Raw genomic sequence first — 25,621 nt, forward strand, 5'->3', positions numbered from 1 at the left:
GCACCCGCGTCGGATCGGCGGGATCGATCAGGCGAGCCACGAGGGCTTGCCCTTCGACAGGAAACTCTGCACGCCCTCGCGACCCTCGTCGCTGGCGCGGATGTCGGCGATGCGGCGCGCGGTGTCGTCGCGCAGCGCCGCGCTGATCGGGGCATGCGCGACGTCCTGGACGAGGCGCTTGCACGCCCGCACGGCGGCCGGCCCATTAGCCAGCAGCGACGCGACGAGCGCCTCGACCTTCGCGTCCAGCGCTTCGGCATCGGTCGCCAGTTCGTGGACGAGACCCAGGCGATACGCGTCGGCCGCGGAGAAACGTTCGGCCGTGACGAAGTATCGGCGCGACGCCTGCTCGCCGAGCGCGCGCACGACATAGGGACCGATCGTCGCCGGCAGCAGGCCGAGCCTGGCCTCGGACAGGCAGAAGCCGGCGGACTCGGCGGCCACGACGATGTCGCACACCGACACCAGCCCGACACCGCCGGCGTAGACGTCGCCCTGCACGCGCGCGATCACCGGCACCGGGCAGCTGTAGAGCGTCCACAGCATGTGGGCGAGGCGGCCGGCGTCGGCGTGGTTCTCGTCCCAGCTGTAGCCGGCCATCGCCTTCATCCAGTTCAGGTCGGCGCCGGCGCAGAAGGCCTTGCCTTCGGCGGCCAGCACGATCGCGCGCAGCGACGGGTCGCGGCCGAGCGCCTCGAACACCGCGGTCAGCTCGCCGATGACGGTGTCGTCGAAGGCGTTGCGGACGTCGGGCCGGTTCAGCGTGACGCGGGCGACGGCATCGGCCGGGCCGGAGCGCTCGACGCGCAGCGTGGTCGGGGTCGGGGTCGGGGCATCAGTCGAGCGGGTCGGGATCATGGGTGGCTCCAGACGACGGTCCGGTTGATGGCGTAGAGACGGCAGCGTTCTTCGCCGTCGGTGTGCTGATCGCAGAACGCGAGCGCGCGCGACGGCGCGTCGTCGCCGGTCGCGAGTCCCCAATGGTTGCCGTTGGTCGCGAAGGCGCGCGGCTCCTTGGCCGCGAGGAACTTGCGGTAGCCGTTGACGACGCGCCCGTCCGAGGGCAGCGCCGACGTGTCCTCGACGGCGACCGTGCCGCCGGACGGCACCGCCAGCGCGCCGGGAATCGGAAAGCCCAGCGGCCTCAGGAAGTCGTCGACGATCGGCTGCCAGAGGTCGTTGCCCTTGACGAAGAGCGAATGGCCGTCCTCGCCGAAGGCCGGCATCAGCCGCGTCTGCGCCAGCCCGCCGGCTTCGCGGTAGGCCGCGGACCAGCGTTCCTGGAAACGCGGCGCGATGAAGCGGTCGTTCTCGGTGAACACCCATAGCGTGGGCACCGGATGACCGCCTTCGGCGGCACGGCGGCCGAAGTCGGCGAAGCGGCGCGTGAGTTCGTCGGGGCGGCAGGGCTCGCCGCTATGCAGATCCGGGCTGCCGCCGTGGCCGCCGGCGAAATCGATCGCGGCCACGACGCCGGGCAGTCGCTCGCCGGTCGCGGCCATCGTCGCGAAGCCGCCCAGGGACTGGCCGGCCAGCACCACGCGTCGCGCGTCGATGTCGGCTGCGGACTGCATGAAGCGCACGACGGCGGCCACCTGCGCGGCCGCCGCGGCCGCGGCGGTCTCGTAGCGCGGCGCATCGCACTTGATGCTGGATTCCGGATCGCCGACCGAGGCCAGCTCGCCGTAACCGATGCGTGTCGGGACGGCGACGGCAAAGCCCTTGCGGACGAAGAAGCGCGCCGCGCTTTCCAGCCGCTGACGCTTCATCGCGGCGCGTTCCTGCTCGTAGACCGGGCGCCCGTGGTTGAGCACCACCAGCGGGAACGGCCCCTGTCCCGCCGGCCGGAAGGTCGTCACGATCAGGTCTGCCTGGACGGTGCGGCCGATGTGGTTCTCGACCGACACCGGCACGCGCACGACGGCCTCGCGGATGTCGGTGGCCAGTCGCGCCGGCGCGGCCTGCTGCGCCTCGCCGACGGTCGCGTCCTGCGCGCGCGCGCCGGCGGCGATGAGGCCCAGCGCGATCACGAGGCCCAGCGCCACCCTGTGTGCGGGGCGTGGGCGTGAGCGCGGAACGACGTTCATGCGGTCCTCGTCCTTCATGCGGTTCCTGCGCGTCCTGTCGGGCGCACGAGCACCTTGCGCATCAGCACGCTGGGATAGGTCTTGCCGGCCCATTGCACGTCGCCCACATAGGCGTAGCCGCGGCGCTCGTAGCGCCGACGCAGCGCCTCGGCGGGCACGGCGGTGTCGAGCGCCACGTGCGCATATCCCTGGGCCAGCGCCCAGGCTTCGGCGATGTCCATCAGCCGTTCGGCGACGCCCTGCCCGCGGCACGACGGATGCACGGCCAGTTGGGCCAGGATGGCGGTGTCGCTCTGCGTGTAACACTCGGGCACCGGATCGCCGAGATAGCGGCCATCGGGTCGCTTCGGCGGCGCGATGGTGATGGTGCCCACCAGTTCGCCGGTCGCGGTCAGCGCGACGAAGGCCTGCCCGGCGGCCACGCGCTCGCGCGTCGTCTGCACGCTCTGGTCGACGGCCGTGAAGTTCCAGCCCTGCGCCGCGAGCGACGCGTAGGACGCGTGCAGCAGCGCGGTCAGGGCCTCGATGGAATCGTCAGGCGCAAGGGGCCGCAGGGTGAGGTCGGTCATCGTCGGAACGGGCATGGGCACGGTCGAAAACTCGGCACCTTACATCCGGAACACGCCGAACTTCGTCTCGGGGATCTCCGCATTCAGCGCGGCCGACAGGCCCAGCGCCAGCACGCGGCGCGTGTCGGCCGGATCGATGACGCCGTCGTCCCAGAGCCGGGCGCTGGCGTAGTACGGATGGCCCTGGTCCTCGTACTGCTGGCGGATCGGCGCCTTGAAGGCCTCTTCCTCGTCCGCGGACCACTGGCCGCCCTTGCCCTCGATGCCGTCGCGCTTGACCGTCGCCAGCACCGACGCGGCCTGCTCGCCGCCCATGACCGAGATGCGGGCGTTCGGCCACATCCACAGGAAACGCGGCGAGTAGGCGCGGCCGCACATGCCGTAGTTCCCCGCGCCGAAGCTGCCGCCGATGATCACGGTGAACTTGGGCACCTGCGCGCACGCCACCGCCGTCACCATCTTGGCGCCGGCGCGGGCGATGCCTTCGTTCTCGTACTTGCGACCGACCATGAAGCCGGTGATGTTCTGCAGGAACACCAGCGGGATCTTGCGTTGGCAGCACAGCTCGATGAAGTGCGCGCCCTTGTTGGCGCTCTCCGCGAACAGGATGCCGTTGTTGGCGACGATGCCGACGGGCATGCCCTCGATGTGCGCGAAGCCGCAGACCAGCGTGTTGCCGTAGCGGGCCTTGAATTCATCGAACGCGCTGCCGTCGACGATGCGGGCGATGACCTCGCGCACGTCGAAGGGCTTGCGCGTGTCGGTGGGGATCACGCCGTGCAGCTCGGCGGGATCGTAGGCCGGCGCCTGGGGCGCCTGCGTCAGCAGCTCGCCCTGCTTGCGCCAGTTCAACCGCGCGACGGACTGACGCGCGATCGCCAGCGCGTGCGTGTCGTTCTCGGCCAGATGATCCGCCACGCCGGACAGGCGCGTGTGCACGTCGCCGCCGCCCAGGTCCTCGGCGCTGACGACCTCGCCGGTCGCGGCCTTCACCAGCGGCGGGCCGCCCAGAAAGATCGTGCCCTGGTTCTTGACGATGACGGTCTCGTCGCTCATCGCCGGCACGTAGGCGCCGCCCGCCGTGCAGGAGCCCATCACCACGGCGATCTGCGGGATGCCCTTGGCCGAGAGATTCGCCTGGTTGAAGAAGATGCGGCCGAAGTGGTCGCGGTCCGGGAAGACCTCGTCCTGGTTGGGCAGGTTGGCGCCGCCGCTGTCCACGAGGTAGATGCAGGGCAGGCGGTTCTGGTCGGCGATCTCCTGCGCGCGCAGGTGCTTCTTGACGGTGATCGGGTAGTAGGTGCCGCCCTTGACGGTCGCGTCGTTGCAGACGATCACGCACTCGACGCCGGACACCCGGCCGATGCCCGCGATCACGCCGCCGCCCGGGGCGGCGTTGTCATACATGTCCAGGCCCGCCAGCGGCGCCAGTTCCAGGAAGGGCGTGCCCGGGTCGAGCAGCATCTCCACGCGGTCCCGCGGCAGCAGCTTGCCGCGCCCGACGTGCTTGGCGCGCGCCGCCTCGCCGCCGCCCTCGGCGATCTTCGCCAGGCGGGCGTTGAGGTCGTCGATCAGGCCGCGCATCGCGTCCGCGTTGGCCTTGAAGTCGGCCGAACGGGCGTTGAGCTTGGTGGGCAGCAAGGGCATGGTTCTGGGTCTCCGGTCTTGTGACCGTCGGGGACGGTCTTATGAGCCACGCTCAATTCGGTGCAGGAGCGCTGGCTGACGGCGCCGTTCCGGGATCGCCGGAACGACGCAAGGCGCGAAGCATAAGCGAGATGGCGGGGGTTTCCAAGCCTGCGGAGAAACGACTTGAGCCCGGCTCAACAAACCCGGAGAATGCGTTCCACATGAGCCCCGCACCGATGTCCCGAGAGGACACCCGCCTCGACGCCCGCCTCGATCCGCCCTCCGCGGCCGCCCTGCCCGCGCAGCGCCGTTCGCCGGTGGGCGCGAAGGCCGAGCAGCGGGTGAAGGACATCCTGCGCGCGAGCCGCGCGGTCTTCGCCGAGCGCGGCTACGAGCGCGCCACGACGACCGAGATCGCGCAGCGGCTGGGGATCTCCGAGGCGACGGTCTTCACCTACTTCCGCGGCAAGCGCGAGCTCTGCATGCGGGTGATCGGCGACTGGTACGACGAGATCATCGAGGCCATCGAATCGGGCCTGCCGCGCGAGCGGCCGATCCGGGACCAGTTGGAGTTCGTGGTCCACACCCACCTGCGGCTGTTCCTGATCCAGGGCACGGGGTTGTGCGAGCTGGTGCTGTCGGAAGGCCGCAAGCGCGAGGCGCCGGTGGCGCGCGGCGAGGGCCAGGACTTCGGCGCGGCCTTCGTCGACCTGCAGCGGCGCTACACGGCGCCGCTGATGGACCTGCTGGCACGCGGCCAGACGCAGGGCGAGGTGCGGCAGGACATTCCGCTGCGGCTGCTGCGCTCGCTGGTGTTCGGGCCGATGGAGCACATGCTGTGGGAGGTGATCATCGCCGGCCGGCAGATCCAGGTGGACGCGGCGGCGCGCGATCTGGTCGCGCTGCTGTGGCCGGCGCTGCAGGCGCCGGACCAGGAACTCAAGGCCCTGCGCCGCCTGAAGGCCCGCGTGGCCGAGGCGCTGGACGGCGGCGGCATGGACGCCATCGACGGCAAGGCCTGACCCTCAGCGCAACACGGCGACGGGCGCAAGACCTGGGAAGGTCAAAAGATCAGCAGTTGAGGTCATAGCTCGACGGCCCCTGTTCGGGAACGATGACGGCTCCGACTTCGAGTCATTCCATGGAGACCGACAACGTGAACCACGACATCGATCCCGCGGCTCAAGAGCTGCGAGGCACCGGCCATGCGCCGATGCAGATCCCTCCACCCACTGCCCCCGGCGAGTACGCGCCTCGCATCAGCGAGGACAACTTTGATCAGGAAGCCTGGGACGAGTGGTACCGGGAGCAAATTCGCCTGTCCATCGAGGACCCGCGACCCAGCATCCCTCATGAAGACGTCCTCGACTGGATGGAACGCAAGCTTCAATCGCTAAGGAGCCGCCATGCTCAATCCTGCAACGCTTGAATGGCGGCCCCGAGCCCTGCTTCGCTTCGACCTCCTGATCGACGAGATTGGTCAGCACAACGCAATGGCTGCAGACGACTTTGCTCGGCTGGTCACCAAGAAGATTGGCCTGGCCTCGCGGTTCCCGATGCTGTACCGAGCCTCCTCTCGTGTGACCGGTACACGAGAGATCGTCGTGACCCCCAACTACTTCGTTCCGTATCGAGTCACGCCCGAGGCGATCCAAGTGCTGGACATCGTCCATACGCGACAGAACTGGCCGGACCCCTCAGCCTCTGCACTGGCAAGCTGATTCCCAGCGAAAGGGCGACCGCATGCGGTCGCCCTTCCTCATTGCGGTCATCGCGGAAGTCAGCGAGCCCGTCGTTCGATGAGCACAGTGAGCACCGCCAATCCAAGCCCGACCACGGCAAGCCCTGACCCTCAGCGCATCGCGCCCCGGCGCGCAAGACCTGGGAAGGTCAGAAGCCGCGCGCTTCGAGCATTTCAAGGACCAGGCCCGCGTGCGAGTGCCCTCGCCCAAGAAGAAGCGTCGACGTTGAGCCCGTACAGACGAAAAAAGGGGACCTTGCGGTCCCCTTCGGAGTGACGTTCAGAGTGAGGTTCGAACCGGCCGGAGCCGGTGTCGATCACTTGAAGCTGTAGCTGGCGTTCAGCGTCCAGTAGCGGCCGGTGCCGCTATGCATGCCGGCGTTCCAGCCAGGAATGGCCGTCGCGCTGTTGTTGGTCGTCGGGTAGTACGGCGCCTTCTCGTCGGTGATGTTCTGGATGTTCAGCGTCAGCGCCAGATCCTTGAAGCCCGTGTAGGTGTAGGCCAGGTCGAACGTCATCCACTTGGCGACCGCGCAATTCGGGTAGCGGTTGATGTACAGGTCGCGACCGTTGGTCGGCGTCGGCGCCACGCCCAGCGTGGTCCGGCCGGTGATGCGCGGATCCGAGCTCGGGCCACCCCAATGGCAGGTCGTGCCGTTGTAGATGATCGCCGGGTTCGACGAGCTGTCCATGTGACGCAGGAAGGACACGCCGCTGATCCAGTTCATCGCACCCATGATCGAGTGCTTGCTGTCGATGTCCAGCGTCGAGGTGGCGCGGAACTTCAGGCGCGGGATGTCGCCGGCCGAGGTCGCCCAGTCGTACAGGCCGCCGTTGGTGCCCACCAGGTTGTTGTCGTCGTAGCCCGGCACCTCGACGCGGCTGTACTTGGTCATGTACGTGCCGCGCAGCTGGTTGGTCCAACGCAGACCTTCCTTGAGGTTCATGTTGGTCTTGACCTCGAAGTCGACGCCCGACACTTCCGTCGAACCCTGGTTGGTCCAGGGCGTCGCCACCACCAGCAGCGGGCCGGTACCGGCCACGCCGTTGAGCAGCAGCGCGGGATTGGTGTCGCGGATCAGCGCGCCCGGGTCATAACGCTCGGGGTGGTCGATCACGTCCTGCGCCGAACCCAGCGCCACTTCGCCCTTCTTCTTGATGTTGAAGTAGTCGACCAGGATGTCCAGGTGCTTGCTGGGCGAGAACACGATGCCCAGCGAGTGGCTCTTGGACTTCTCGGGCTTCAGCGCCGGGTTCGCGCCGCCGGTGCCGGACACGCTCTTCGAGCAGTCCGAGGCCGCCGCGCCGGGCTTCGGCGTCACGCCGTCCTCTTCGCAACGCACCGGGTCGATCAGGCCGTTCACGAAGAACTGCGCGCCGCCCGCGCTGACCTGCGACACCGCCGGAGCGCGGAAGCCCTCGGAGTACGTGCCGCGGAACGACAGGGTGGGGATCACGGTCCACTTCGCGCCGACCTTCGGCACGAAGTTGCCCTTCATCTTGTCGTACTTGTCGTAGCGACCGGCGAAGTCCATTTCGAAGGACTTGAACCAGGGGGTACGGAACTCGACGAACGCCGACTTGACGTTACGTCCGCCGTCGACGGCCGTGTTGGCCAGACCCAGGATCTTGCCCGCGGCGTTCAGCGGATCGGGATTGATGCCGATGGACTCGCGACGCAGTTCGACGCCGGTCGCCATGCCGATCGCGCCGCCCGGCAGCGAGCCGAATTCGGTCGCGACCTTCGCATCCCACTGCGTGATCGTCGAATCGGCCTTGTTGGTCAGCGACGGCGACAGGTTGGGGTCGGCCGCGACCTGCGCGATCGTGCGACCGGTCAGCAGGGTGCGCAGCACGTCCAGGTTCAGGAACCCGTTGGAGGTCTCGTCACGCTTGGCCTTGTTCCACAGCAGGGCGGTTTCCCAGTCCCAGTTGCCGAACGAGCCCTTCACGCCGGCCAGCGCGCGGTACTGCTGGTTGACCAGATTGGTGCCGCCGGGGGCGTTCTCGAAGCGGTACTGCACCGCGGCGCGGCCCGGGACGGCGTCGTTGTTGAACGGGTTGTCCGGGTGGCCGATCGGCAGGATCGCCTGGTAGGTCGGGACCGTGCCGCCGCCGATGATGAAGTTGCTGGTCGGGCTCAGGCCGCTGATGGTGCGCGAGGCGGCCAGGTAATCGCGCTCGACGCGCGAGTAGCCCGCTTCGGCGAAGGCGGTGATGTCGTTGGTGACGCGGAAGGTGCCGCGGCTCATCAGGCTGAGGTCGGTGCCCTTGTTCTGCGCCTCGTTGTAGTCGTCGAGGTTGAAGTTGCAGAAGGTGCGGCCCAGCAGCGGCAACGTGCTGATGCCGTGCACGGCGCTGCCGGTGAGCAGGCGCGACGGATCGCAGTTCGTCTGGTTGATCACGCGCGACGCCGCCGTGTTCTGCGGGAAGTTCAGGCTGTTGGGTGCCGATTCCTTCGTGAAGAAGGCCTGGTTGGACACGCTCGAGCCGAACGGGTTCAGACGCAGGTTGATGGCGCGATAGTCGTCGGCGTGGATGTCCTTGACGTCGCGGGTCATCGTGCGGCCGCGGTGGGTCAGGTCCGCGCCGATCATCACGTTGAAGCCCTGCTTGGCGAAGTCGCCGATGCCGAAGCTGCCGTTGATCGTCTGGCGCGAGAATTCGCCGTCGTCGTTGGCGCCGAGCGTGGCGCCCATCTGGGCGCCCTGGAAGTCCTGCTTCGTGATGAAGTTGATGACGCCGCCGACCGCGTCGGAGCCGTACACCGCGGACGCGCCGTCCTTGAAGATTTCAACGCGCTCGATCGCCGAGGCGGGGATCGAGTTCAGGTCGTACAGCGTCGACGTGCCGTTGTTCGGGTTCGCGTAGGCGGCCGGGACGATGCGGCGACCGTTCAGCAGGATCAGCGTCGAGGTGGAGCTCAGGCCACGCAGCGACACCGTCGCGACGCCGCGCGAGAAGCCGTTCTGCGTCGGGGTGTCGTTGAAGCCATCGGTGCCCACCGCGGGCACCATCTTCATCAGCTCGAGCGCGGTCTTCGCACCGCTGGCGCGGATTTCCGCGGCGGTGATCCGGTCGATCGGCGAGGTGCCTTCGGCGGATGTCCGGCGGATGTTGGAGCCGGTGACCTCCACGCGCTCCAGTTGCTGCGACTCCTGCGCGGCGGCGATGCCGCAGGCCAGCGTGCTGGCGATCGCGATGCTGGTGAGTACCAGCGCCCTGTGGGTAAGTTGACGAGACATTGCGGTCCTCTTCTGAAGTGGGGTCGCACCCGGTAATGGCGCTGTTTCCCGAACGGTTGCAGAGCGCACCCCGGTCGATGTGCCCGGTGCGATGCGTGACGGGATTTTTTCAGCAGCTCAAACAAGTGGTTCACCGACTTAAACATTTGCTACATCGCGCAGCAAAAGAGCGACAGACCTATAAGAAGAAACCCGAAAGTCATGGGTCAAAGCAGGGGGAACCCTATCCCCACAAACCCCCTCAAATGCAGGCGCAAATCACACGGATATGCCGGGTCATTCCCATGACGCAGGCATCCACGGTGTCAAAAGGCAGGGGGTCCTCCGCGGTTCTTGTCCGGTTCGACATGCCTGAGGCCTCCTCGCCGTGATCGGCGGACGAAAAAAAGCCCGGCCGAGGCCGGGCTTGGGTGCGGCGCACCGCGCCGGGGCAAACCCGACGGCGGTGTCCGGAGATCGCGCGCGGCGATCAGAAGTCGTAGGACGCGCCCACCTTGTAGCTGCGCGGACGGATCCGGTAGCCATCGCGGAGGTTGACCGGACGCTCGTCGCCCATCAGGTTGTTGATGTTCAGCGACAGGCGCAGGTTCTTGATGCCGGTGTAGCCCAGACTGAAGTCGGTGCGGATGTCCTCGTCGATGTAGCAGGGCAGCGCGCCCGGCTTCAGGGTCTTCTGGCAACCCTCCTCGCCCCAGCTGGCCACGTCCGTCTCGTCGCGGTTCAGCGCGGTGCGGGACGTGTAGTTGAAGCGCAGGCCGGTCGTCCAGTCGCCCTTGTTCCAGGCGGCCGAGAACACGGCCTTCAGGCGCGGGTTCTCGTACAGGCCGACCTGGTTGGGACGCCACGTGTTCGCGTCGATGTCCCAGGCCTTGTAGGTCAGCGCATAGGTCGCCGCCACGCCGAGGTTCAGCGTGCCGAACGAGCCCGCCGCCACGCGGCCCTTGACGTCGATGTCCACGCCCGAGGTCTCGGTCTTGCCGAAGTTCTCGTACTGCAGCAGCAGCGAGGTGATCTGGCCCGCCTGCCACGCGAGCGTGCCGCCGGACAGCTGGTTGGCGCGGGTCGCCCAGGCCTGCTCCTGCGCGGTCAGCGCGCCGCGGCTGATCATGTTCTCGTAGCCGGGCTTGCCTTCACGGTCCAGCACGTAGGACGGATCACGGGAGTTGATCTCGTTCTTGCGCTCGATCTTGAAGTAGTCGACGGCGATCGACGCGTTCTTGGTCGGCTCGAACACGAAGCCCACGGTCACGCTCTTGGACGTCTCCGGCTTCAGGTCCGGGTTGGCCGAGATCATCGCCGGCACCGAGGCGCGGCAGCCGCTGGCCAGGGCCAGCGCGGCATCGGACTGGTCGGCGGCGTTGCCCTTCTTGAGGATGTCGCTGATGGCCGTGGCGGTCGCGCAGCGCGCCGGATCCACCGTGTTGTTGAAGAAGCCGGTCACGCCGACCTGGCCCAGCGTCTCGGGGATGTTGGGCGCGCGGAAGCCGCCGGCGACCGTGCCGCGCAGCAGCAGCTGCGGCAGCACCTCAAAGCGGACACCCAGCTTCGGCGACACGCGGCCGTCGAAGCCCGAGGCCTTGTCGAAGCGCAGCGCGCCGTTCAGCTCCAGCTTCTTCAGCACGGGGGCGTTCAGCTCCAGGAAGGCGGCGTCGAGGTTGCGCTCGCCGTCGATCAGCACCGACCCACGGCCGACGATCTGCGCCTTCAGGACGTTGTCGGTCGACTTGATCGACACGCCTTCCTGACGGTGCTCGGCGCCCAGCGCGAAAGCCAGCGGACCGCCCGGCAGCTGGAACAGTTCGCCGCTCAGCTTGGCGTCCACCCAGGTCTGGTGGTTCTTGCCCTTGGAGCCGTTGACCGGGAACAGGCGCTCCAGCAGCTCGCGGCTGTTGCCGCCGCCGATCTTGTACTCGCCCGACGCGACGGCCGCGAACAGGTCGCGCGAGCCCCAGCGGGCCAGCTTCTCGGCCTCGGCGGCGTTGCGGCCGATCGAGACTTCCCAGTCCATGTCGCGGAACGTGCCCTGCAGGCCGGTCATCGCGCGGTACTGCTTGCCGGTGCCGTCATAGTTGAACAGGCTGGGGTCGTCCATGAACCGGTAGTCGATGCCGCGGGCCTGGCCCGTGGGATTGGCCGGGTTCGTGGCCGACAGCACCGGATGCGGCACCGACTGCGCGACCTTGTTGTAGCCGTCGTACCAGCGCGAGGTGGCGCCGGCGCCGATGGTCATCGGCACGGTCAGGTACTCGGTGGTCGTCTTCGAGTAGGACACCTCGGCGAAGGCCTGGATGTCCTCGGTGACCTTCAGGCGCCCCGCGCTGAACAGGTTCACGCGCCGGGCCGGGTCGGAGACCGGATTCAGCCCGTTGATGTCGGTCACGCACTGGCCCGCCGAATTCAGCGTCGTGCAGCCCGCCACCGGCACGCGGGTCGTGCCCACGCGCAGGTTGCCCGGGTAGGAGCTCAGGCTCGGGTCGCCGAAGGCCGGGTTGTAGAAGCCCTTGTGCCAGGCCGGATAGTCGTCCTTCACGTCGGCCACGGTGTAGCCCTCGCGCCGGTACGCCTCGATGTTGGCGAAGACGTTGAAGCGGTCCTTGTCCAGGTCGCCGAAACCGGCCACGACGCTGGCCTGGCGCTGCGCGCCGACGCTGGGGTGCTCGTTGAACGTGTAGCTGGCCGAAGCGCCGACGCCGTTGTACGAGCGGCGCGTGATGATGTTGATCACGCCGGCCATCGCGTCGGAGCCGTAGATGGCGGACGCGCCGTCCTTGAGCACCTCGATGCGCTCGACCACGTCGGCCGGGATCGAGTCGACGTTGACGAAGGTGTCCTTGGCGCCGTCCGCCAGGCCGAAGTTGGCGACGCGGCGGCCGTTCAGCAGCACCAGCGTGGCGCCCTTGCCCAGGCCGCGCATCGACACGCCCGAGGCGCCCGACGCGAAGCTGGAGGTGTTGCCGTCGTCCCTGATCTCGCTGCTCGAGGTCGAGGTCAGCGTGTCCAGCACCTGGCGCACGGTGTTGGCGCCGGTGCGGCGGATCTCGTCACGGTTGTAGACCTGCACCGGCGAGGCCGTCTCGGAGGCCAGGCGCTTGATGTTGGAGCCGGTCACCTCGACGCGCTGAAGCTGGGTCGTGTCCTGTGCCTGGGCCTGCGCGATCTGGACGCAGCACAGCAGCGCCGCGGCGGCGCTCAGGGACAGGGAGAGCTGGGTGTTTTTTCTCATACTTCCACTTGCGAATTGATGAAGGGCCGGATGGGTGGCATCGGCCGAGGAGACCGGCAGCCGGGTGGGCACCGGGGTCGCGTCCGGGGGATCTCCCGAAGGGCGCGAGGGGGCGGATTCTGGGGAGCCCCCTCCCCCATGTCCGTCGTCATCCATTGCAAAACCGCAACAATCATTCACATCGCAGCATTCACTCTTCGCATTGGAGGGCGATCAACGCCCCGATGCCGCAAAAGCGGGCGAAGGGCGCGTGGAAACGGGGCATGACAGCGGTTCCAGGAAGGGAAAACCCTCTGAGTTGAAGGCGGCACCATTCAGGTGCGCTGACCGCCCTTTCATGCGAGTTAACCCTGTGGGGCTCCTCGAAGGATTCAGGACTTCGGCGGGCAACGCCCCCCTCAAACCCTGACCCCGCACGCTGGAAGTTCGAAAGCGATACGCTTGCGCACCCCCGACGCAAGACCCGACCCCCTTTCAGAAGGGCCGGGCGCGACGGATCCGCCCAGGCGTCCCCAGGAGGAACCCCCCATGTCCATTTCGATGACCGTGAACGGCAAGGCGGTGACGCTCGATGCCGATCCGCAGATGCCCCTGCTGTGGGCGCTGCGCGAAGACCTGCAACTGACCGGCACCAAGTTCGGCTGCGGCATGGCGCTGTGCGGCGCCTGCACCGTGCACCTGGACGGGCAGCCGGTGCGCTCGTGCCAGACGCCGCTGGAGGCGGCCGCGGGCAAGAAGATCACCACGATCGAGGGCGTGGGCGCCACGCCCACCGGCCGCGCGGTGCAGCACGCCTGGCTCAAGATCGACGTGCCGCAGTGCGGCTACTGCCAGAGCGGCCAGATCATGAGCGCCTGCGCGCTGCTGGCCGGCAAGAAAAAGCCCACCGACGCCGACATCGACGGCGCGATGAGCGGCAACGTCTGCCGCTGCGGCACCTACAACCAGATCCGGGCGGCGATCCACGACGCCTCGACCACGCTGGCGAAGGGAGGCTGATCATGAGCATGATGTTCGACCAGGACGCGATGACAACGCCGTCCTCGCCCGCTTCTCCTGCTGCTCCCGCCTCTCCGGTTTCCACGAGCCGCCGTTCGTTGCTCAAGGGCGGTGCGGCGCTGACCGTGTCGTTCGCGCTGCCGCTGGCCGCGGGTCGCGCGGCGCTGGCACAGCCCGGCGCAGCCTCCAACACCTTCGCGCCCAACGCCTGGCTGCGGATCACGCCGGACAACAAGGTCACGGTCGTCTGCGGCTCGGCCGAGATGGGCCAAGGCGTGCTGACCGCGATCCCGATGATGGTGGCCGAGGAACTGGACGCTGACTGGGCGCTGGTCTCCGTCGAGCAGGCGCCGGCGGACGCCGCCTACAACAATCCGATGTTCGGCATGCAGGCCACCGGCGGCAGCACGACGGTGCGCGCGCACTGGACGCCGGTGCGCCAGGCCGGCGCCGCCGCGCGCCAGATGCTGGTCGCCGCGGCGGCGAAGCAATGGGGCGTGGACGCCTCCTCGCTGCGCACCGAACGCGGCCAGGTGATCGGCCCGAACGGCCGCAAGGCCAGCTACGGCTCGCTGGTCGACGCCGCCGCGAAACAGCCGGTGCCGGACAAGCCCACGCTGAAGGACCGCAAGGACTTCCGCATCATGGGCAAGCCGACGCGCCGGCTGGACAGCGCGGCCAAGATCAACGGCACGGCCAAGTTCGGCATCGACGCGCACGTGGACGGCCTGCTGGTCGCGGTGATGGCGCGCGCGCCGATCGCCGGCGCCAAGCCCAAGGCCTTCGACGAAGGCAAGGCCAAGGCCATCAAGGGCGTGCGCAAGGTCATCACCATCCCGTCGGGCGTGGCCGTGCTGGCCGACGGCTACTGGGCGGCGAAGCAGGGACGCGACGCGCTCGGCATCGAATGGGACCTGGGCGCGCATGCGGACCTGTCGTCGGAGAAGGTCTCGAGCACGCTCGATGACGGCCTGCAGAACGCCACCGCGATCGCACGCGACGTGGGCAACGTCAAGGACGGCAGCGCCAACGCGGCGCGCAACCTGTCCGCGCAGTACGACGTGCCCTACCTCGCCCACGCCGCGATGGAGCCGCTGAACTGCCTGGCCTGGGTCAAGGGCGACGAGGTCACCATCTGGGCCGGCACGCAGAGCCAGGGGCCGGCGCAGGGCATCCTGTCGCAGGTCGCTCAGGTCACCCCGGCCAAGGTGAAGGTCAACACGATGCTGCTGGGCGGGGGCTTCGGACGCCGCTTCGCGCCGGACTTCACCATCGACGCGACGCTGTTGTCCAAGCTCAGCGGCAGCCCGGTCAAGCTGGTCTACGCCCGCGAGGACGACATGGCCGCCGGCTACTACCGGCCGACGTCGCGCGTGCGCTTCGAGGCGGGGCTCGACGACAAGGGCCAGCCGCTGATGCTGCGCGCCGATGTCGCGAGCCCGTCGATCATGGCGGCATCGGGCTTCATGAAGATCCCCGAGAACGGCGTCGATGCAATGGCCGTCGAAGGGCTCGCGGACCACCCCTACGAGATCCCGCACCAGCGCATCGCCTACGGCCGCGCGGAGCCGGGGCCGCAGGTGTGGTTCTGGCGTTCGGTGGGGCATTCGCAGAACGCGTTCTTCATCGAGAGCTTCATCGACGAACTGGCGCACGCCGCCAAGGCCGATCCGCTGAAGTACCGGCTGGCGTTGCTCGAGAAGCACCCGCGCGCCCGGGGCGTCCTGCTGATGGCGGCCGAGAAGGCCGGCTGGAGCCGGGCGCTGCCCAAGGGCCGGCATCGCGGCATCGCGGTGGCGGAAAGCTTCGGGACCTGGGTCGCCGAGGTGGCGGAGGTGTCCGTGGCCAAGGACGGCGGCATCAAGGTCCATCGCGTGACCGCGGCGGTGGACTGCGGCCAGACCGTCAACCCGCAGACGATCGTCCGGCAGATCGAGGGCGCGGTGGTCTACGGGCTGTCGGCGGCGCTGTACGGGCGCATCACGTTCAAGGACGGGAAGGTCGAACAGAGCAACTTCCACGACTACCCGGTGCTGCGACTGAACGAGATGCCCAAGGTCGACGTGCACATCGTGCAGAGCAACGAAGCGCCCGGCGGCATCGGCGAACCCGGCACGCCGCCGATCGCGCCGGCCGTGGCCAACGCGATCTTCGCAGCCACCGGGAAGCGGCTGCGCCAGCTGCCGTTCGACAGCGAGGCGCTCAAGCAGGCTTGATCAAGCAGGCGCCTGAGCGCCTGTCCCACGCTCAGGAGGCCGGCGGGTAGCCGGCCTCGCTGAGCACACCCGCCAGCTGCTCTCGGCTCAGGCCGCTCTCCACCTTCACCGTCTTCTGCGGCAGGTCGACGTTCACCTCGGCGTGCGCGTCGGCCTCCTTCACCGCCTCGGTCACGGCAGCCAGGCAGTGGCCGCAGCTCATGTCGGGAAGCTTGAATTCATGCATGGGGATCTCCTTCGGATCAGTCTTCAGCCCGAAGCGTAAACCTTGCCATGAGGGGAAGGTCAAGCCTGCCACCGTCGAGCACGTCTGCGGGATCCGGTGCCGGCCGCCCTCATACGCTGCACATGTTCCGCAAATCGGTCGGCCGGCACCGGATCCCGCAGACCGATCCACCGCGTCGCTCGGGCCTCGGACACCTCTCCCATCAGGGGCATGGCCTTGACCTTCCCATCATGGCAAGCTTGAGACTGACGCCATGAACATCGCCACCACCCCCACCATCGCCGCTGCCGCTGCCGGAGTCACGGGCGAACTCCAGCTCGCCGTGTCCGGCATGACCTGCGCCAGCTGCGTCAGCCGCGTCGAACGCGCACTGCGCAAGGTGCCCGGCGTCGAAGGCGCCGAAGTCAATCTCGCCACGGAAAGCGCCACCGTGCGCACGCAATCCGGCATCGCCGCCGACGCGCTCATCGCCGCCATCACGAAGGCCGGCTACGAGGCCCGCGAGATCATTGCCGAAGACGACACGCCGCCTCCGCCGCCCCCCTGGGCCACGACCGGCTGGCCAGTGCTCACCGCCGCGCTGCTCACGCTGCCGCTGATCGCGCCGATGGTCGCCATGGCCTGGGGCGACCACTGGATGCTGTCCGGCTGGTGGCAGCTGGCGCTCGCCACCCCCGTCCAGTTCTGGCTCGGCGCGCGCTTCTACCGCGCCGGCTGGGCCGCGCTGAAGGACCGCAGCGGCAACATGGACCTGCTCGTCGCGCTGGGCACCAGCGCCGCCTATGGCCTCAGCATCTACGAACTCCTCCGGCAAGGTCCGATGAGCACGGCGCTGTACTTCGAATCGGCCGCCGCCGTCATCACGCTGGTGCTGCTGGGCAAGTGGCTGGAAGGCCGCGCCAAGCGTCAGACGCTCAGCGCGATCGCCGCGCTCAAGCAGCTCCGCCCCGACAACGCGCGCGTGCGCCGCGGACCCGCCGGCGCGCTGACGGACATCGAGGTCCCGCTCGCGCAGCTGCGCTTGAAGGACCTGATGGTGGTTCGTCCCGGCGAACGTATTCCCGCCGACGGCCGCATCCGCGAGGGCCGCAGTCCCGTCGACGAGTCGCTGATCAGCGGCGAGAGCCTGCCGGTGGACAAGGCCGAAGGAGACCGCGTCGTCGGCGGCGCGGTCAACGGCGACGGGCTGCTGCTCGTCGAGGTCACGGCGCTGGGCGCGGAGTCCACGCTGTCGCGGATCGTGCGTCTGGTCGAATCCGCGCAGGCCCACAAGGCCCCGATCCAGCGGCTGGTGGACCAGGTGAGCGCGGTGTTCGTGCCGGCGGTGCTCGGCATCGCGGCGGTGACGTTGCTGGCGTGGGGCCTGTTCACGGGCGACTGGGAACGCGCGCTCATCCATGCGGTCGCCGTGCTGGTGATCGCCTGCCCCTGCGCGCTGGGTCTGGCGACGCCCGCGGCGATCATGGTCGGCACCGGGGTGGCCGCGCGGCGCGGGCTGCTGATCAAGGACGCCGAGGCGCTGGAGCAGGCACGGCGCGTCGAGCTGGTCGTGTTCGACAAGACCGGCACGTTGACCGAGGGCAAGCCGCGCTTGACGGACTTCGTCGCGGCGCCCGGCGTGCGCGAGGACGATGCGCTCGGCCTCGCGGCCGCGCTGCAGATGGGCAGCGAGCATCCGCTGGCCCGCGCGGTGCGCGACGCCGCCTTCGAGCGTGCGCTGACGACGGCGCCGGCGGCCTCGGTGCGCGCGATCGCGGGACGCGGCATCGAAGGCCGTGTCCAGGCCCGCGCGTTGATGCTGGGCAGCGGGCGATGGATGACCGAACTCGGCGTCGACCTGTCGGCGCTGGAGGTGCAGGCCCAGGCGGCGATGGCGCAAGGCCGCACGCTGTCGTGGCTGGCCGCCGCCGATGGTCCCGGCGCGCCGGTGCTGCTCGCGATGCTGGCGTTCGGCGACCGGGTCAAGGCCTCGTCGGCCGCGGCGATCGCCGATCTGAAGGCGCTGGGCCTGCGCACGCTGATGCTCAGCGGCGACAACGCCGCCGCCGCGCAGGCCGCGGGCGATGCCCTGGGGCTGGACGACGTCCGCGCCGAGCTGCTGCCCGAGGACAAGGCCCGCATCGTGGCCGGGCTGCGCGCCGACGGCACGCACGTGGCGATGGTGGGCGACGGCATCAACGATGCGCCGGCGCTGGCCGCCGCGGACGTCGGCATGGCGATGGGCGGCGGCACGGACGTCGCGATGGAAGCCGCCGGCATCACGCTGATGCGCGGCGATCCGCGGCTCGTCGCGGAAGCGATCGCGCTGTCGCGCGCCACGGTCGCCAAGATCCGACAGAACCTGTTCTGGGCCTTCATCTACAACCTGCTGGGCGTGCCGCTGGCCGCGCTGGGACTGCTGAGCCCGGTGATCGCCGGCGCGGCGATGGCGCTGTCCAGCGTCTCGGTGCTGGGCAACGCGCTGCTGCTCAAGCGTTGGAAAGGAGCTTCCCGATGAGCGTCTCCTCGTCCTCCGCGTCCTCGGCGGTCACTTCGCCCCGTTCGGACACTTCGACGACTTCGGCCCCGCCGGCCAGGGCCGCCGCCGCGCAGGGCGCGCCGCTGACCATCGGCCAGGCCGCCGAGCGCTCCGGCGTGTCGCCGAAGATGCTGCGCCACTACGAATCGCTGGGCCTGCTGCCGCCGGTGGCGCGCACGGAGGCGGGTTACCGCCTCTACGGCGAGAAGGAGGTGCACACGCTGCGCTTCATCCGCCGCGCGCGCGACCTGGGCTTCTCGATGGCGGAGATCGCCGAGCTGCTCAAGCTCTGGCAGAACCGCCGCCGCGCCAGCGGCCAGGTCAAGCGCATCGCCGAGACGCACATCGCCGACCTCGACCGCCGCATGGCGGAGATGCAGGCGATGCGCCGCGCGCTGGCCGAGCTCGCACACTGCTGCCACGGCGACGACCGCCCCGATTGCCCCATCCTCGACGACCTCGCACAAGGAGCCGCCCCATGAGCGCCCCCCTCGATTCCGATCCCACGTCCGGCAGCCCTGCCGATCCCGTCCCGGCCCGCTGGGAGCGCATCACCGCGCATCTCGGCAACGTCGGCGGCCTGACGATCCGGCGCGCGGTGCCGACGCCCAAGCGCCGCATGATCGCCGCCTGGTGCTTCCTCGACCACGCGGGTCCCGCCGACCTGACGCCGGAGAACGCCATGCGCGTCGGCCCGCATCCGCACACCGGCCTGCAGACCTTCAGCTGGATGATCGAAGGCGAGGTGCTGCACCGCGACAGCCTGGGCTCCGAGCAGATGCTGCGCCCCGGCCAGGTGAACCTCATGACGGCGGGCCGCGGCATCAGCCACACGGAGGAGTCGCAGTCCGACCGCCTGCAGCTGGCCCAGCTGTGGATCGCCCTGCCGGACGCGGACCGCCATCGCGAGCCAGCCTTCGAGCACTTCCCCGAGCTGCCGTCGTTCGCGACGGGCGGCTTCGACACGATGCTGCTGGTGGGCGAGTTCGGCGGTCACCGCTCGCCGGTGCCCAGCCACACGCCGCTGCTGGGCGTGGACCTGAGCGCCACGCGCGCCGCGGAGGCGACGATCCCGCTGCACCCCGATCAGGAGTACGGACTGATGGTGCTGGAGGGCGAGCTGTCGGTGACGCTCGACGGCGAATCCACCGGCGCGAGCAAGCCCGGCGAGCTGCTCTACATCGCGCCGGGCGCGCAGTCGCTGACGCTGCTGTCGGGCGGCGGCAAGAGCCGCGCGCTGCTGCTCGGCGGCCCGCCGTTCGGCGAGCCGGTACTGCTGTTCTGGAACTTCGTCGGCCGCACGCGCGAGGAGATGCAGGTCTACGCCGAGGAATGGAACAGCCGCGAGGACGGCGGCCGCTTCGGCGCGGTCCACGGCTTCGACGGCCCCCGGCTGCTGGCGCCCGTCGTGCCGCCGCTCAAGACGCCGCATTAGTCGGCTGGAGCGTCGGCGTCGGCGTCGGCGTCGGCGTCTGCAGTTGCGGCTGCGGCTGCGGCTGCGTCGGCAGCTGCGACTATGTCTGCGTCGGCGCCGTCGTCGTCTGCGTCGACGTCAAGTTGGTGTGTCGATGTCGGCGGCACGGTGCCCGGAGCGGCGGTCCACGCCTGCAGCCACCGACGCGCGCGTGGCTCGTCCACCCAGCCGCGGCTGACGGCCGACCGGATGAGCGCGACGTAGGCCTCGATCGCGGCCGCGGGACGCTGCGAATCGGCCGCCGGCGTCTGACGCGGCGCCTTGCCGCCCCACCAGCGGGGTCGGCCCCGGAGCGCCAGCAGGCGGTGCAGGTCGCGCGACGACAAGGTGCCCTCGCCGTGCAGACGCAGCAGGCAGCGTCCGATCTGCCGCACCGCCCCGGCCCGATCCGCGAGCAGGGCCGCCGCGAGCGGAGACGGCTGGCGCCGCCCCGGCCCGAGCAGTCGCATCAGATCCGACGATCGCAGCCGCGCCGGGCGGACGGTCTCGACCGTCAGGTCCAGCAGCTCGCCCAGGGCGACCGGCTCCAGCACCAGCGCGGCCATGTGGAAGAGCCGAACGCCGCGGCGGTCCTTGGCCGCGATGAGGGCCAGCATGTCCCGGCGGCAGATCCAGCCCATGTCCACGCCACGGACCAGCGCTCCCATCCACAGGCTCACCGCATCGACATGGCCCGCCGTCACGGCGACGACGATCGCCGGCGTGTCGCCCGGCCCCCCCTCGAAGGACGGGAACAACGCCCCCCGCCAGAGGGCACGCTGCAGTGCGAGCGCATGCCCGGTCAGCAGAGCCACGACCTCGACCTGGCCGTACCGCATCGCCGCGCCGATCGCGACGTGCCCACCGCGCCGGTACCAGCGCGCATGCACCCTGTCTTCCACGTCGAAGAAGCGCCCGAGGTCCAGCACGGTCAGCTCTTCCCGGAGATGTTCCGCCACCGCCCGCGCATGGCCCGCGGCGGCGGCGAGCCACAGCGGCTGCGGCTCGTCGCGCTCACCGAGCAGCAGCCGGCTCACCTGGTCGCGCGACAGGAGACGATCCGTCCGCGCGGCGTGGAGCGCATCGCGATAGCTCGCCGCCGCCTCGCACGATCCTTCGCGCATCGCCTGGTGATAGACGCCCGAGCCGTCGACGCGAGGCACCTTCAAGGCATCGAAGAGATCAGGACCGTCGAGCACGCCCTGTCGCGCCATGCCGATGAGGGCCTGCGTCCAGACGACGATCACGTCGGCGTGGTTGCGCGCCATCGCGTACTCGAATCCGCACCAGTGCCCGGGACCGTCCGCATCGTCGAGTCCCATCAGCAGCCCCCGGACTTCCGGATGCGTCAGCACGCCACGCTCGTGGGCGACCTCGACGGCGTCCAGGAAGGCCTGCAGCGGCGCGGCCCGGCCTTCCGCGAGCGCCACGCCGATGGCTCCCAGCGAGTCGGCGTCGCCTCCGGCCAGGATCTCGTTGAAGGGCGGCCACATGGACAGCGGCGCCGGCCGCGGATGCGCCCGGATCGCGAGCATCGTCGCCACCAGTTCACGCACCGTGTCCGCGCCGTGCGGCAGGCTCATGGCGCGCGCGAGTGCGGCCTGCCCGTGGTCGTCGCGAGCCACCAGCGCCCGCCCGCGCTGCCGCGCGCCCAGCGCCGGCGCGGCGATCAGCAGCAGGACCTGCCAACGCTGGAGCCGCGTGACGTCGTCGCGCCGGACCGCGGCGGCCACGATGCCGGGGCCATCGCACACGAGCCATGCCCGGGCCGCGGCTTCCTCTTTCCTCGGCAGCAGGCGGGCGAACGCCCACGCCTGGTCGGCGGCGTCCGCGGCGAGCATCAGCCGATGACGCAGATCCGCCGGCAGGCCATCGGTCCGATGGCTCTGCAGCCAGTCCTTGCAGCGCGCCTCGCCCATGCGGCGCCACCAGATGCCGGTGAGCTCATCGGTCACCAGCCAATGCGGGGTGATCCATCGCAAGGCGTCCTCGGTATCGAACAGGATCGGCATCCGCGCGAGGCCCTCGCGCTCCGCCGCGCCCAGGCGCCTGCGATGAGGCGGCCCCTGGGTCTCCTCGTGATCGAGTTCGCGCAACTGCCGGACACGAACCGGCAAGGCCTCGCCGGGGTCGAAGTCCTCCGCGCGGCCGGTCTGCACCCACCAGAGTCCCTCGCCCAGCTGGCGCAGCCGGTGGGGGCCGTCGGCGGCCGTCCAGGCCAGACGCGTGTCGATCGCACGGGCCGGCAGCGCCCCGTTGTGCATGAGGTTCAGCAGCACCTGCACGGCCAGCCAGGTCGGATGTGAGAGCAGGCCGGCCTGGCCGCTGTCGGCGTCCTCATGGAACAAGGCCCAGCGGTCCACCGGTCCCAGCGCGCGCTCGATGGCGACGATCTCCTCGTCGATCACCGCCTGCTGGTCCGCAGTCGCCGGCCACACGCACGCCAGATTCACACCCGCCTCGCCCAGGCGTGCGCGCAGGCGCTCCAAGGCCTCTTCGGCGAGCGAGCGCGCGACCGCCGTCGGCGTCACACGCTGGCGCAAGGCGAGCCGGGCGCGCGTCACGATCTCGGGCGCCAAGGTCCCGGCGTCGAAGTAGCGGTCGTGAGGCTGATCCGGGGCGAACGGCAGTCGCAACCGCTGCTCCAGCGCGGTGACGTAGTGGGATTCGTAATTCGCGAGCGACCGGAACCCTTCGTCCGGATCACGGCCCACGGTCGCGCGCACGACCTCGATCAGCGTCTGCCGGATGAGTTCGGTGCGACGCAGCGCGGCGGCCTGCGTCGCACCGCCCGCGGCGCAGCTCAGCCGGTGCACCGCGTCGCGCAAGGCCGTGACGCAACCTCTCACGCACAGGCCGATGGCCTCGGCGGCCAGGACCAGCTGTTCCCGCCGCAGCAAGGCGGCGATGGCCGGATCGACGGCCAGCCGGGCGAGCGCCTGCAGCAGCGCCGCGCCCTCACCCTGGAAGAAGGTTTTGCGATCGGACTCCGACGCCGGGTCTTCGACGTCCTCGGTGCGCGCCGGCAGGTCGCCGAACAACGCCGCCTCGCGTGTCGCGCCCAGCGCGCTCGCGCCGGCCGACAGGTCGGCGCAGGCCGAGGCGAGGATCCGCGCCGGATCGCGTCCGGCCTCGACGCCCTTGGCCGGCGCGACGGGCGCGAGGTCCGGCTCGATGCCGGGCGCGAACCCGAAGTGCGGATCGAAGGCGCCATCGGGGGCGAGCGGAGAGGCGACAAGGAACGACGACATGGGGCACGACGGAGCGATGAGCTCCGCTTTGTCGTGCCCGGGACCGTGTTGAGCAACGTGTCGGATCACCCGTCGAGCACTGCCGTGTTCATGTCGGAAGCTTTGCAATGCTGTAGCGCTTCATCAGCGCCAATATCAGACTGGCCTTGCCGACGTCGGCCAGTGGGTGCGGCTCGACAGGGCCGAGAACACTCTCCAGACAGACCTGCCAGGCTGCATTGTTGTAGACAGGGTGCATCTTGGAGTTGGCGCCATGGACCGCCCAGTCGGGTGCCAAGCCCAGCTCAAACATGCCGCGACGGACGTCTTCCTTGGTCACCAGCTCCCTCGTCAGCAGCGGCGCGACCAACGCCTCGAAGGCCGATCGGCGTTCTTCCAGATGGGGGCTCCCGAGTTCGGAGGTGCTCTCCGCATCAGTCAGCACATTGGCGAGCATGCTGACATGAGAGCCATACGAGCAGGAGCGAGCTTTGGGATGGACATATTCCTGAGGCATGAGCCGCTCCAGACTACGGAATACGCCCTGGCGACGATCGCGATCGAGCTTGTCCAGTTCATTGCAGAGTGCCGTCAACATCAGGCGGCCACCGAGGAGCATCTCGGCATGCTCCCGTCCAAAGCCGTCTGCCGGAGTCGCATAACTGTCGCGCCATTTGGCGACCCCGCTCTTCAGCAAGGGATTCGTGCCCGGCGGCATCAAGCTGATGAGGCGATCAAAGGCGGCACCGAGCTGCGCGTAACACGCTCGAACGCCCTCCTCTCCCATGTCCGTCAGAGCCTGCGTGAGCACCACATCATCGGACTTGGGCAGCGGCTTCGCAGCGGGAGCGGAGGGTGACGGGACGGCCGGCGTCGTCGACCCGGCGGGCAACAACCGCCTGGGCTTCGGCACGGGCCGCGGTGCCTGTGCCTCGCAACGACGCTGCGGCGAAGCCGACTGTTCCGCCACTGCCGAGACCGCGCGTTCGGTCGCCTCTGCCATCTCGACAACCTCGCCCAGTCCTCGCGCTACGCCAAACACCGGATTCAACTCGCGGCAAGCCGCCGCGATCGTGGAGGGGCGTTGGTCAGCTTCCAGCCCCTGGCACAGCTGCTTCACGCTGCGCTTGAGCGACCCATACAGCGTGTACAGGTCGCCCCCCGTCAGCTGCTGCCCAGGATCGGTCAGCCGGCGGTCGAGGTTGGCGAGGCCGCGCCTCACGGCCGCCTCTTCGCCTTTTCCGGGCAGCAAGGTCTGCAGCCAGTGGAGAGTGCACGACAGTGCCGGCCGCCCGTCTGAATCGTCCAGCCATTCCTGGATCTGATTCGGCTGGATGTCCATGTGGTCCACGAAACAACTCGACGCTCTGGCGAACTTGATCCGGGCAGGGACGGGCGCAACAGCGTGACCATCGACGTCGGGGATCGACGCAATCGACGGCCCCGCAGCCACGCGCAGAGAGGTGGGCTGGTGATACATGGCGGCTCCAAAAAGTGAGGCCGTATCAGTTCACTCCCAGCCGTTCTGGTTCCGGCGACAAGCGGACCGGTACCGAACCCTCGGTACCGGCCCTGTCCTCAGGCGAACTTGCCCGCCTGGAAGTCGCGAACCGCCTGCAGCAGTTCGCCTTCCGTGTTCATCACGAACGGGCCGTACTGCGCGATCGGCTCGCCGAGCGGTTGACCCGCGATCAGGATCGCGCGGGCGCCTTCATCGGAGGCCGTCAGTCGCGCGCCATCGGAGCCCGCCGTGTTGGCGAGGATCGCCATGCGGCCGCTCGGCACCAGGCAGCCGGTGTCGAAGCGCAGCGCACCGCGGTACACGTACAGGAACGCGTTGTGCGTCGCCGGCAGCGCCTGCTCGAAGGTCGCGCCCGGTTCCAGATGCACGTCGAGGTAGATCGGCAACGTCGCATCGCGCTGCATCGCGCCGGCCACGCCGTGGCTCTCGCCCGCGATCACGCGGACCGTCGCGCCCGGCAGCGTCAGCTCGGGGATCTCGGCGCTGGCGATGTCGCGGTACCAGGGGTCGCGCATCTTGTCGCGGCCGGGCAGGTTCAGCCACAGCTGGAAGCCTTCCATGCGGCCTTCCTGCTGCTCGGGCAACTCGGAATGCACCACGCCGCGGCCGGCGGTCATCCATTGCACGCCGCCGGGACCGAGCAGGCCTTCATTGCCCGCCGAGTCGCGATGGCGCATCTGGCCCTCGAGCATGTAGGTCACCGTCTCGAAGCCGCGATGCGGATGGTCGGGGAAGCCGGCGATGTAGTCGTCGGCGTTGTCCGTGCCGAAGGCATCCAGCATCAGGAAAGGATCCAGGCGCCGCTGCAGGTCCTGCGTCAGCACGCGCGTCAGCTTGACGCCGGCGCCGTCGCTGGTGGCCCTGCCCTGCACCAGGCGCTCGACCTGGCGGGGCGTCCGAAGAGAGGTGACAGGGGTGGCGGCGGTCATGATGGATTCCTTTCGTTGAAATGCTGGATGGTCT

18 protein-coding genes are annotated in these 25,621 nt (G+C 69.4%); 8 read left to right on the top strand and 10 right to left on the bottom strand.

Annotated features, from left to right (window positions below; genetic code table 11):
* Positions 1 to 27: 27 nt before the first annotated feature.
* The 4 genes from ACQ4L4_RS18145 to ACQ4L4_RS18160 are packed head-to-tail and all read right to left on the bottom strand — an operon-like array spanning position 28 to position 4,303.
* The gene (locus ACQ4L4_RS18145; protein WP_431100306.1) at positions 28 to 858 is read right to left on the bottom strand and encodes an enoyl-CoA hydratase/isomerase family protein; all 831 of its coding nucleotides are present in this window, start codon (positions 856 to 858) and stop codon (positions 28 to 30) included.
* Positions 855 to 2,087, bottom strand: a complete 1,233-nt coding sequence (locus ACQ4L4_RS18150) for an alpha/beta hydrolase family protein (protein WP_431100307.1) — start codon at positions 2,085 to 2,087, stop codon at positions 855 to 857. The genes ACQ4L4_RS18145 and ACQ4L4_RS18150 overlap by 4 nt, the downstream gene beginning before the upstream one ends.
* Positions 2,088 to 2,101: 14 nt before the next feature.
* Complete coding sequence (locus ACQ4L4_RS18155) at positions 2,102 to 2,656, bottom strand: GNAT family N-acetyltransferase (RefSeq protein ID WP_431100308.1); 555 nt, start codon at positions 2,654 to 2,656, stop codon at positions 2,102 to 2,104.
* Between the two features lie 39 nt (positions 2,657 to 2,695).
* Entirely contained in the window at positions 2,696 to 4,303 is a 1,608-nt protein-coding gene (locus tag ACQ4L4_RS18160; RefSeq protein WP_431100310.1) for a carboxyl transferase domain-containing protein, read from the bottom strand.
* A gap of 218 nt (positions 4,304 to 4,521) precedes the next feature.
* Between ACQ4L4_RS18160 and ACQ4L4_RS18165 the strand changes: the two genes are divergently transcribed.
* The 3 genes from ACQ4L4_RS18165 (at position 4,522) to ACQ4L4_RS18175 (ending at position 6,006) form a co-directional block, all read left to right on the top strand.
* Positions 4,522 to 5,307, top strand: coding sequence for a TetR/AcrR family transcriptional regulator (locus ACQ4L4_RS18165; protein ID WP_431104970.1), 786 nt, complete (start codon positions 4,522 to 4,524; stop codon positions 5,305 to 5,307).
* A 119-nt stretch (positions 5,308 to 5,426) separates the two neighbouring features.
* On the top strand, positions 5,427 to 5,714 hold the full coding sequence (locus ACQ4L4_RS18170) for a hypothetical protein (protein WP_431100311.1): 288 nt from the start codon (positions 5,427 to 5,429) through the stop codon (positions 5,712 to 5,714).
* Entirely contained in the window at positions 5,692 to 6,006 is a 315-nt protein-coding gene (locus tag ACQ4L4_RS18175) for a type II toxin-antitoxin system RelE/ParE family toxin (RefSeq protein ID WP_431100312.1), read from the top strand. Before ACQ4L4_RS18170 ends, ACQ4L4_RS18175 begins: the two co-directional genes overlap by 23 nt.
* Positions 6,007 to 6,343: 337 nt before the next feature.
* Here the strand turns inward: ACQ4L4_RS18175 and ACQ4L4_RS18180 are convergent, their stop codons facing one another.
* Positions 6,344 to 9,271 (bottom strand): TonB-dependent receptor plug domain-containing protein, encoded by a 2,928-nt coding sequence (locus ACQ4L4_RS18180; RefSeq protein ID WP_431100313.1) that lies wholly within the window; start codon positions 9,269 to 9,271, stop codon positions 6,344 to 6,346.
* 469 nt (positions 9,272 to 9,740) lie between these two features.
* Positions 9,741 to 12,494: a TonB-dependent receptor plug domain-containing protein gene (locus ACQ4L4_RS18185; protein WP_431100315.1), complete on the bottom strand. Its 2,754-nt coding sequence runs from the start codon at positions 12,492 to 12,494 to the stop codon at positions 9,741 to 9,743.
* Between the two features lie 528 nt (positions 12,495 to 13,022).
* Here ACQ4L4_RS18185 and ACQ4L4_RS18190 point away from each other — a divergent pair.
* Positions 13,023 to 13,493, top strand: coding sequence for a (2Fe-2S)-binding protein (locus ACQ4L4_RS18190; protein ID WP_377159926.1), 471 nt, complete (start codon positions 13,023 to 13,025; stop codon positions 13,491 to 13,493).
* Between the two features lie 2 nt (positions 13,494 to 13,495).
* Entirely contained in the window at positions 13,496 to 15,709 is a 2,214-nt protein-coding gene (locus ACQ4L4_RS18195) for a molybdopterin cofactor-binding domain-containing protein (RefSeq protein ID WP_431100316.1), read from the top strand.
* 31 nt (positions 15,710 to 15,740) lie between these two features.
* Here the strand turns inward: ACQ4L4_RS18195 and ACQ4L4_RS18200 are convergent, their stop codons facing one another.
* Positions 15,741 to 15,935, bottom strand: a complete 195-nt coding sequence (locus tag ACQ4L4_RS18200; RefSeq protein ID WP_377159922.1) for a heavy-metal-associated domain-containing protein — start codon at positions 15,933 to 15,935, stop codon at positions 15,741 to 15,743.
* 253 nt (positions 15,936 to 16,188) lie between these two features.
* Here ACQ4L4_RS18200 and ACQ4L4_RS18205 point away from each other — a divergent pair, with 253 nt between their 5' ends.
* From ACQ4L4_RS18205 to ACQ4L4_RS18215, 3 genes are read left to right on the top strand one after another with little or no spacing between them, the layout of a single operon-like run.
* Complete coding sequence (locus ACQ4L4_RS18205) at positions 16,189 to 18,432, top strand: heavy metal translocating P-type ATPase (RefSeq protein WP_431100317.1); 2,244 nt, start codon at positions 16,189 to 16,191, stop codon at positions 18,430 to 18,432.
* Positions 18,429 to 18,935 carry a Cu(I)-responsive transcriptional regulator gene (gene cueR / locus ACQ4L4_RS18210; protein WP_431100319.1) on the top strand — a complete coding sequence of 169 codons (507 nt, stop codon included), beginning with the start codon at positions 18,429 to 18,431 and terminating at the stop codon, positions 18,933 to 18,935. The genes ACQ4L4_RS18205 and cueR overlap by 4 nt, the downstream gene beginning before the upstream one ends.
* Positions 18,932 to 19,888 carry a pirin family protein gene (locus ACQ4L4_RS18215; protein ID WP_431100320.1) on the top strand — a complete coding sequence of 319 codons (957 nt, stop codon included), beginning with the start codon at positions 18,932 to 18,934 and terminating at the stop codon, positions 19,886 to 19,888. The genes cueR and ACQ4L4_RS18215 overlap by 4 nt, the downstream gene beginning before the upstream one ends.
* On the opposite strand, the gene ACQ4L4_RS18220 is transcribed toward ACQ4L4_RS18215, so the two are convergent.
* The 3 genes from ACQ4L4_RS18220 to ACQ4L4_RS18230 form a co-directional block, all read right to left on the bottom strand.
* On the bottom strand, positions 19,885 to 23,157 hold the full coding sequence (locus tag ACQ4L4_RS18220; RefSeq protein WP_431100322.1) for a hypothetical protein: 3,273 nt from the start codon (positions 23,155 to 23,157) through the stop codon (positions 19,885 to 19,887). The genes ACQ4L4_RS18215 and ACQ4L4_RS18220 overlap by 4 nt on opposite strands.
* 88 nt (positions 23,158 to 23,245) lie before the next feature.
* Positions 23,246 to 24,616, bottom strand: a complete 1,371-nt coding sequence (locus tag ACQ4L4_RS18225) for a hypothetical protein (RefSeq protein ID WP_431100323.1) — start codon at positions 24,614 to 24,616, stop codon at positions 23,246 to 23,248.
* A gap of 98 nt (positions 24,617 to 24,714) precedes the next feature.
* Positions 24,715 to 25,587, bottom strand: a complete 873-nt coding sequence (locus ACQ4L4_RS18230) for a pirin family protein (RefSeq protein ID WP_431100324.1) — start codon at positions 25,585 to 25,587, stop codon at positions 24,715 to 24,717.
* Positions 25,588 to 25,621: the final 34 nt, after the last annotated feature.

This window comes from Roseateles noduli (assembly GCF_050626985.1).
Lineage (GTDB): Bacteria > Pseudomonadota > Gammaproteobacteria > Burkholderiales > Burkholderiaceae_C > Roseateles > Roseateles noduli_A.

Bases quoted from the DNA above. Each gene is read 5' to 3' on its own strand.
- ACQ4L4_RS18200 (WP_377159922.1), bottom strand. From the start codon at position 15,935: ATGCATGAATTCAAGCTTCCCGACATGAGCTGCGGCCACTGCCTGGCT.
- ACQ4L4_RS18230 (WP_431100324.1), bottom strand. From the start codon at position 25,587: ATGACCGCCGCCACCCCTGTCACCTCTCTTCGGACGCCCCGCCAGGTC.
- cueR (WP_431100319.1), top strand. From the start codon at position 18,429: ATGAGCGTCTCCTCGTCCTCCGCGTCCTCGGCGGTCACTTCGCCCCGT.
- ACQ4L4_RS18215 (WP_431100320.1), top strand. From the start codon at position 18,932: ATGAGCGCCCCCCTCGATTCCGATCCCACGTCCGGCAGCCCTGCCGAT.
- ACQ4L4_RS18145 (WP_431100306.1), bottom strand. From the start codon at position 858: ATGATCCCGACCCGCTCGACTGATGCCCCGACCCCGACCCCGACCACG.
- ACQ4L4_RS18180 (WP_431100313.1), bottom strand. From the start codon at position 9,271: ATGTCTCGTCAACTTACCCACAGGGCGCTGGTACTCACCAGCATCGCG.
- ACQ4L4_RS18155 (WP_431100308.1), bottom strand. From the start codon at position 2,656: ATGACCGACCTCACCCTGCGGCCCCTTGCGCCTGACGATTCCATCGAG.
- ACQ4L4_RS18160 (WP_431100310.1), bottom strand. From the start codon at position 4,303: ATGCCCTTGCTGCCCACCAAGCTCAACGCCCGTTCGGCCGACTTCAAG.
- ACQ4L4_RS18165 (WP_431104970.1), top strand. From the start codon at position 4,522: ATGTCCCGAGAGGACACCCGCCTCGACGCCCGCCTCGATCCGCCCTCC.
- ACQ4L4_RS18185 (WP_431100315.1), bottom strand. From the start codon at position 12,494: ATGAGAAAAAACACCCAGCTCTCCCTGTCCCTGAGCGCCGCCGCGGCG.
- ACQ4L4_RS18190 (WP_377159926.1), top strand. From the start codon at position 13,023: ATGTCCATTTCGATGACCGTGAACGGCAAGGCGGTGACGCTCGATGCC.
- ACQ4L4_RS18220 (WP_431100322.1), bottom strand. From the start codon at position 23,157: ATGTCGTCGTTCCTTGTCGCCTCTCCGCTCGCCCCCGATGGCGCCTTC.
- ACQ4L4_RS18225 (WP_431100323.1), bottom strand. From the start codon at position 24,616: ATGTATCACCAGCCCACCTCTCTGCGCGTGGCTGCGGGGCCGTCGATT.
- ACQ4L4_RS18150 (WP_431100307.1), bottom strand. From the start codon at position 2,087: ATGAACGTCGTTCCGCGCTCACGCCCACGCCCCGCACACAGGGTGGCG.
- ACQ4L4_RS18170 (WP_431100311.1), top strand. From the start codon at position 5,427: ATGGAGACCGACAACGTGAACCACGACATCGATCCCGCGGCTCAAGAG.
- ACQ4L4_RS18205 (WP_431100317.1), top strand. From the start codon at position 16,189: ATGAACATCGCCACCACCCCCACCATCGCCGCTGCCGCTGCCGGAGTC.
- ACQ4L4_RS18195 (WP_431100316.1), top strand. From the start codon at position 13,496: ATGAGCATGATGTTCGACCAGGACGCGATGACAACGCCGTCCTCGCCC.
- ACQ4L4_RS18175 (WP_431100312.1), top strand. From the start codon at position 5,692: ATGCTCAATCCTGCAACGCTTGAATGGCGGCCCCGAGCCCTGCTTCGC.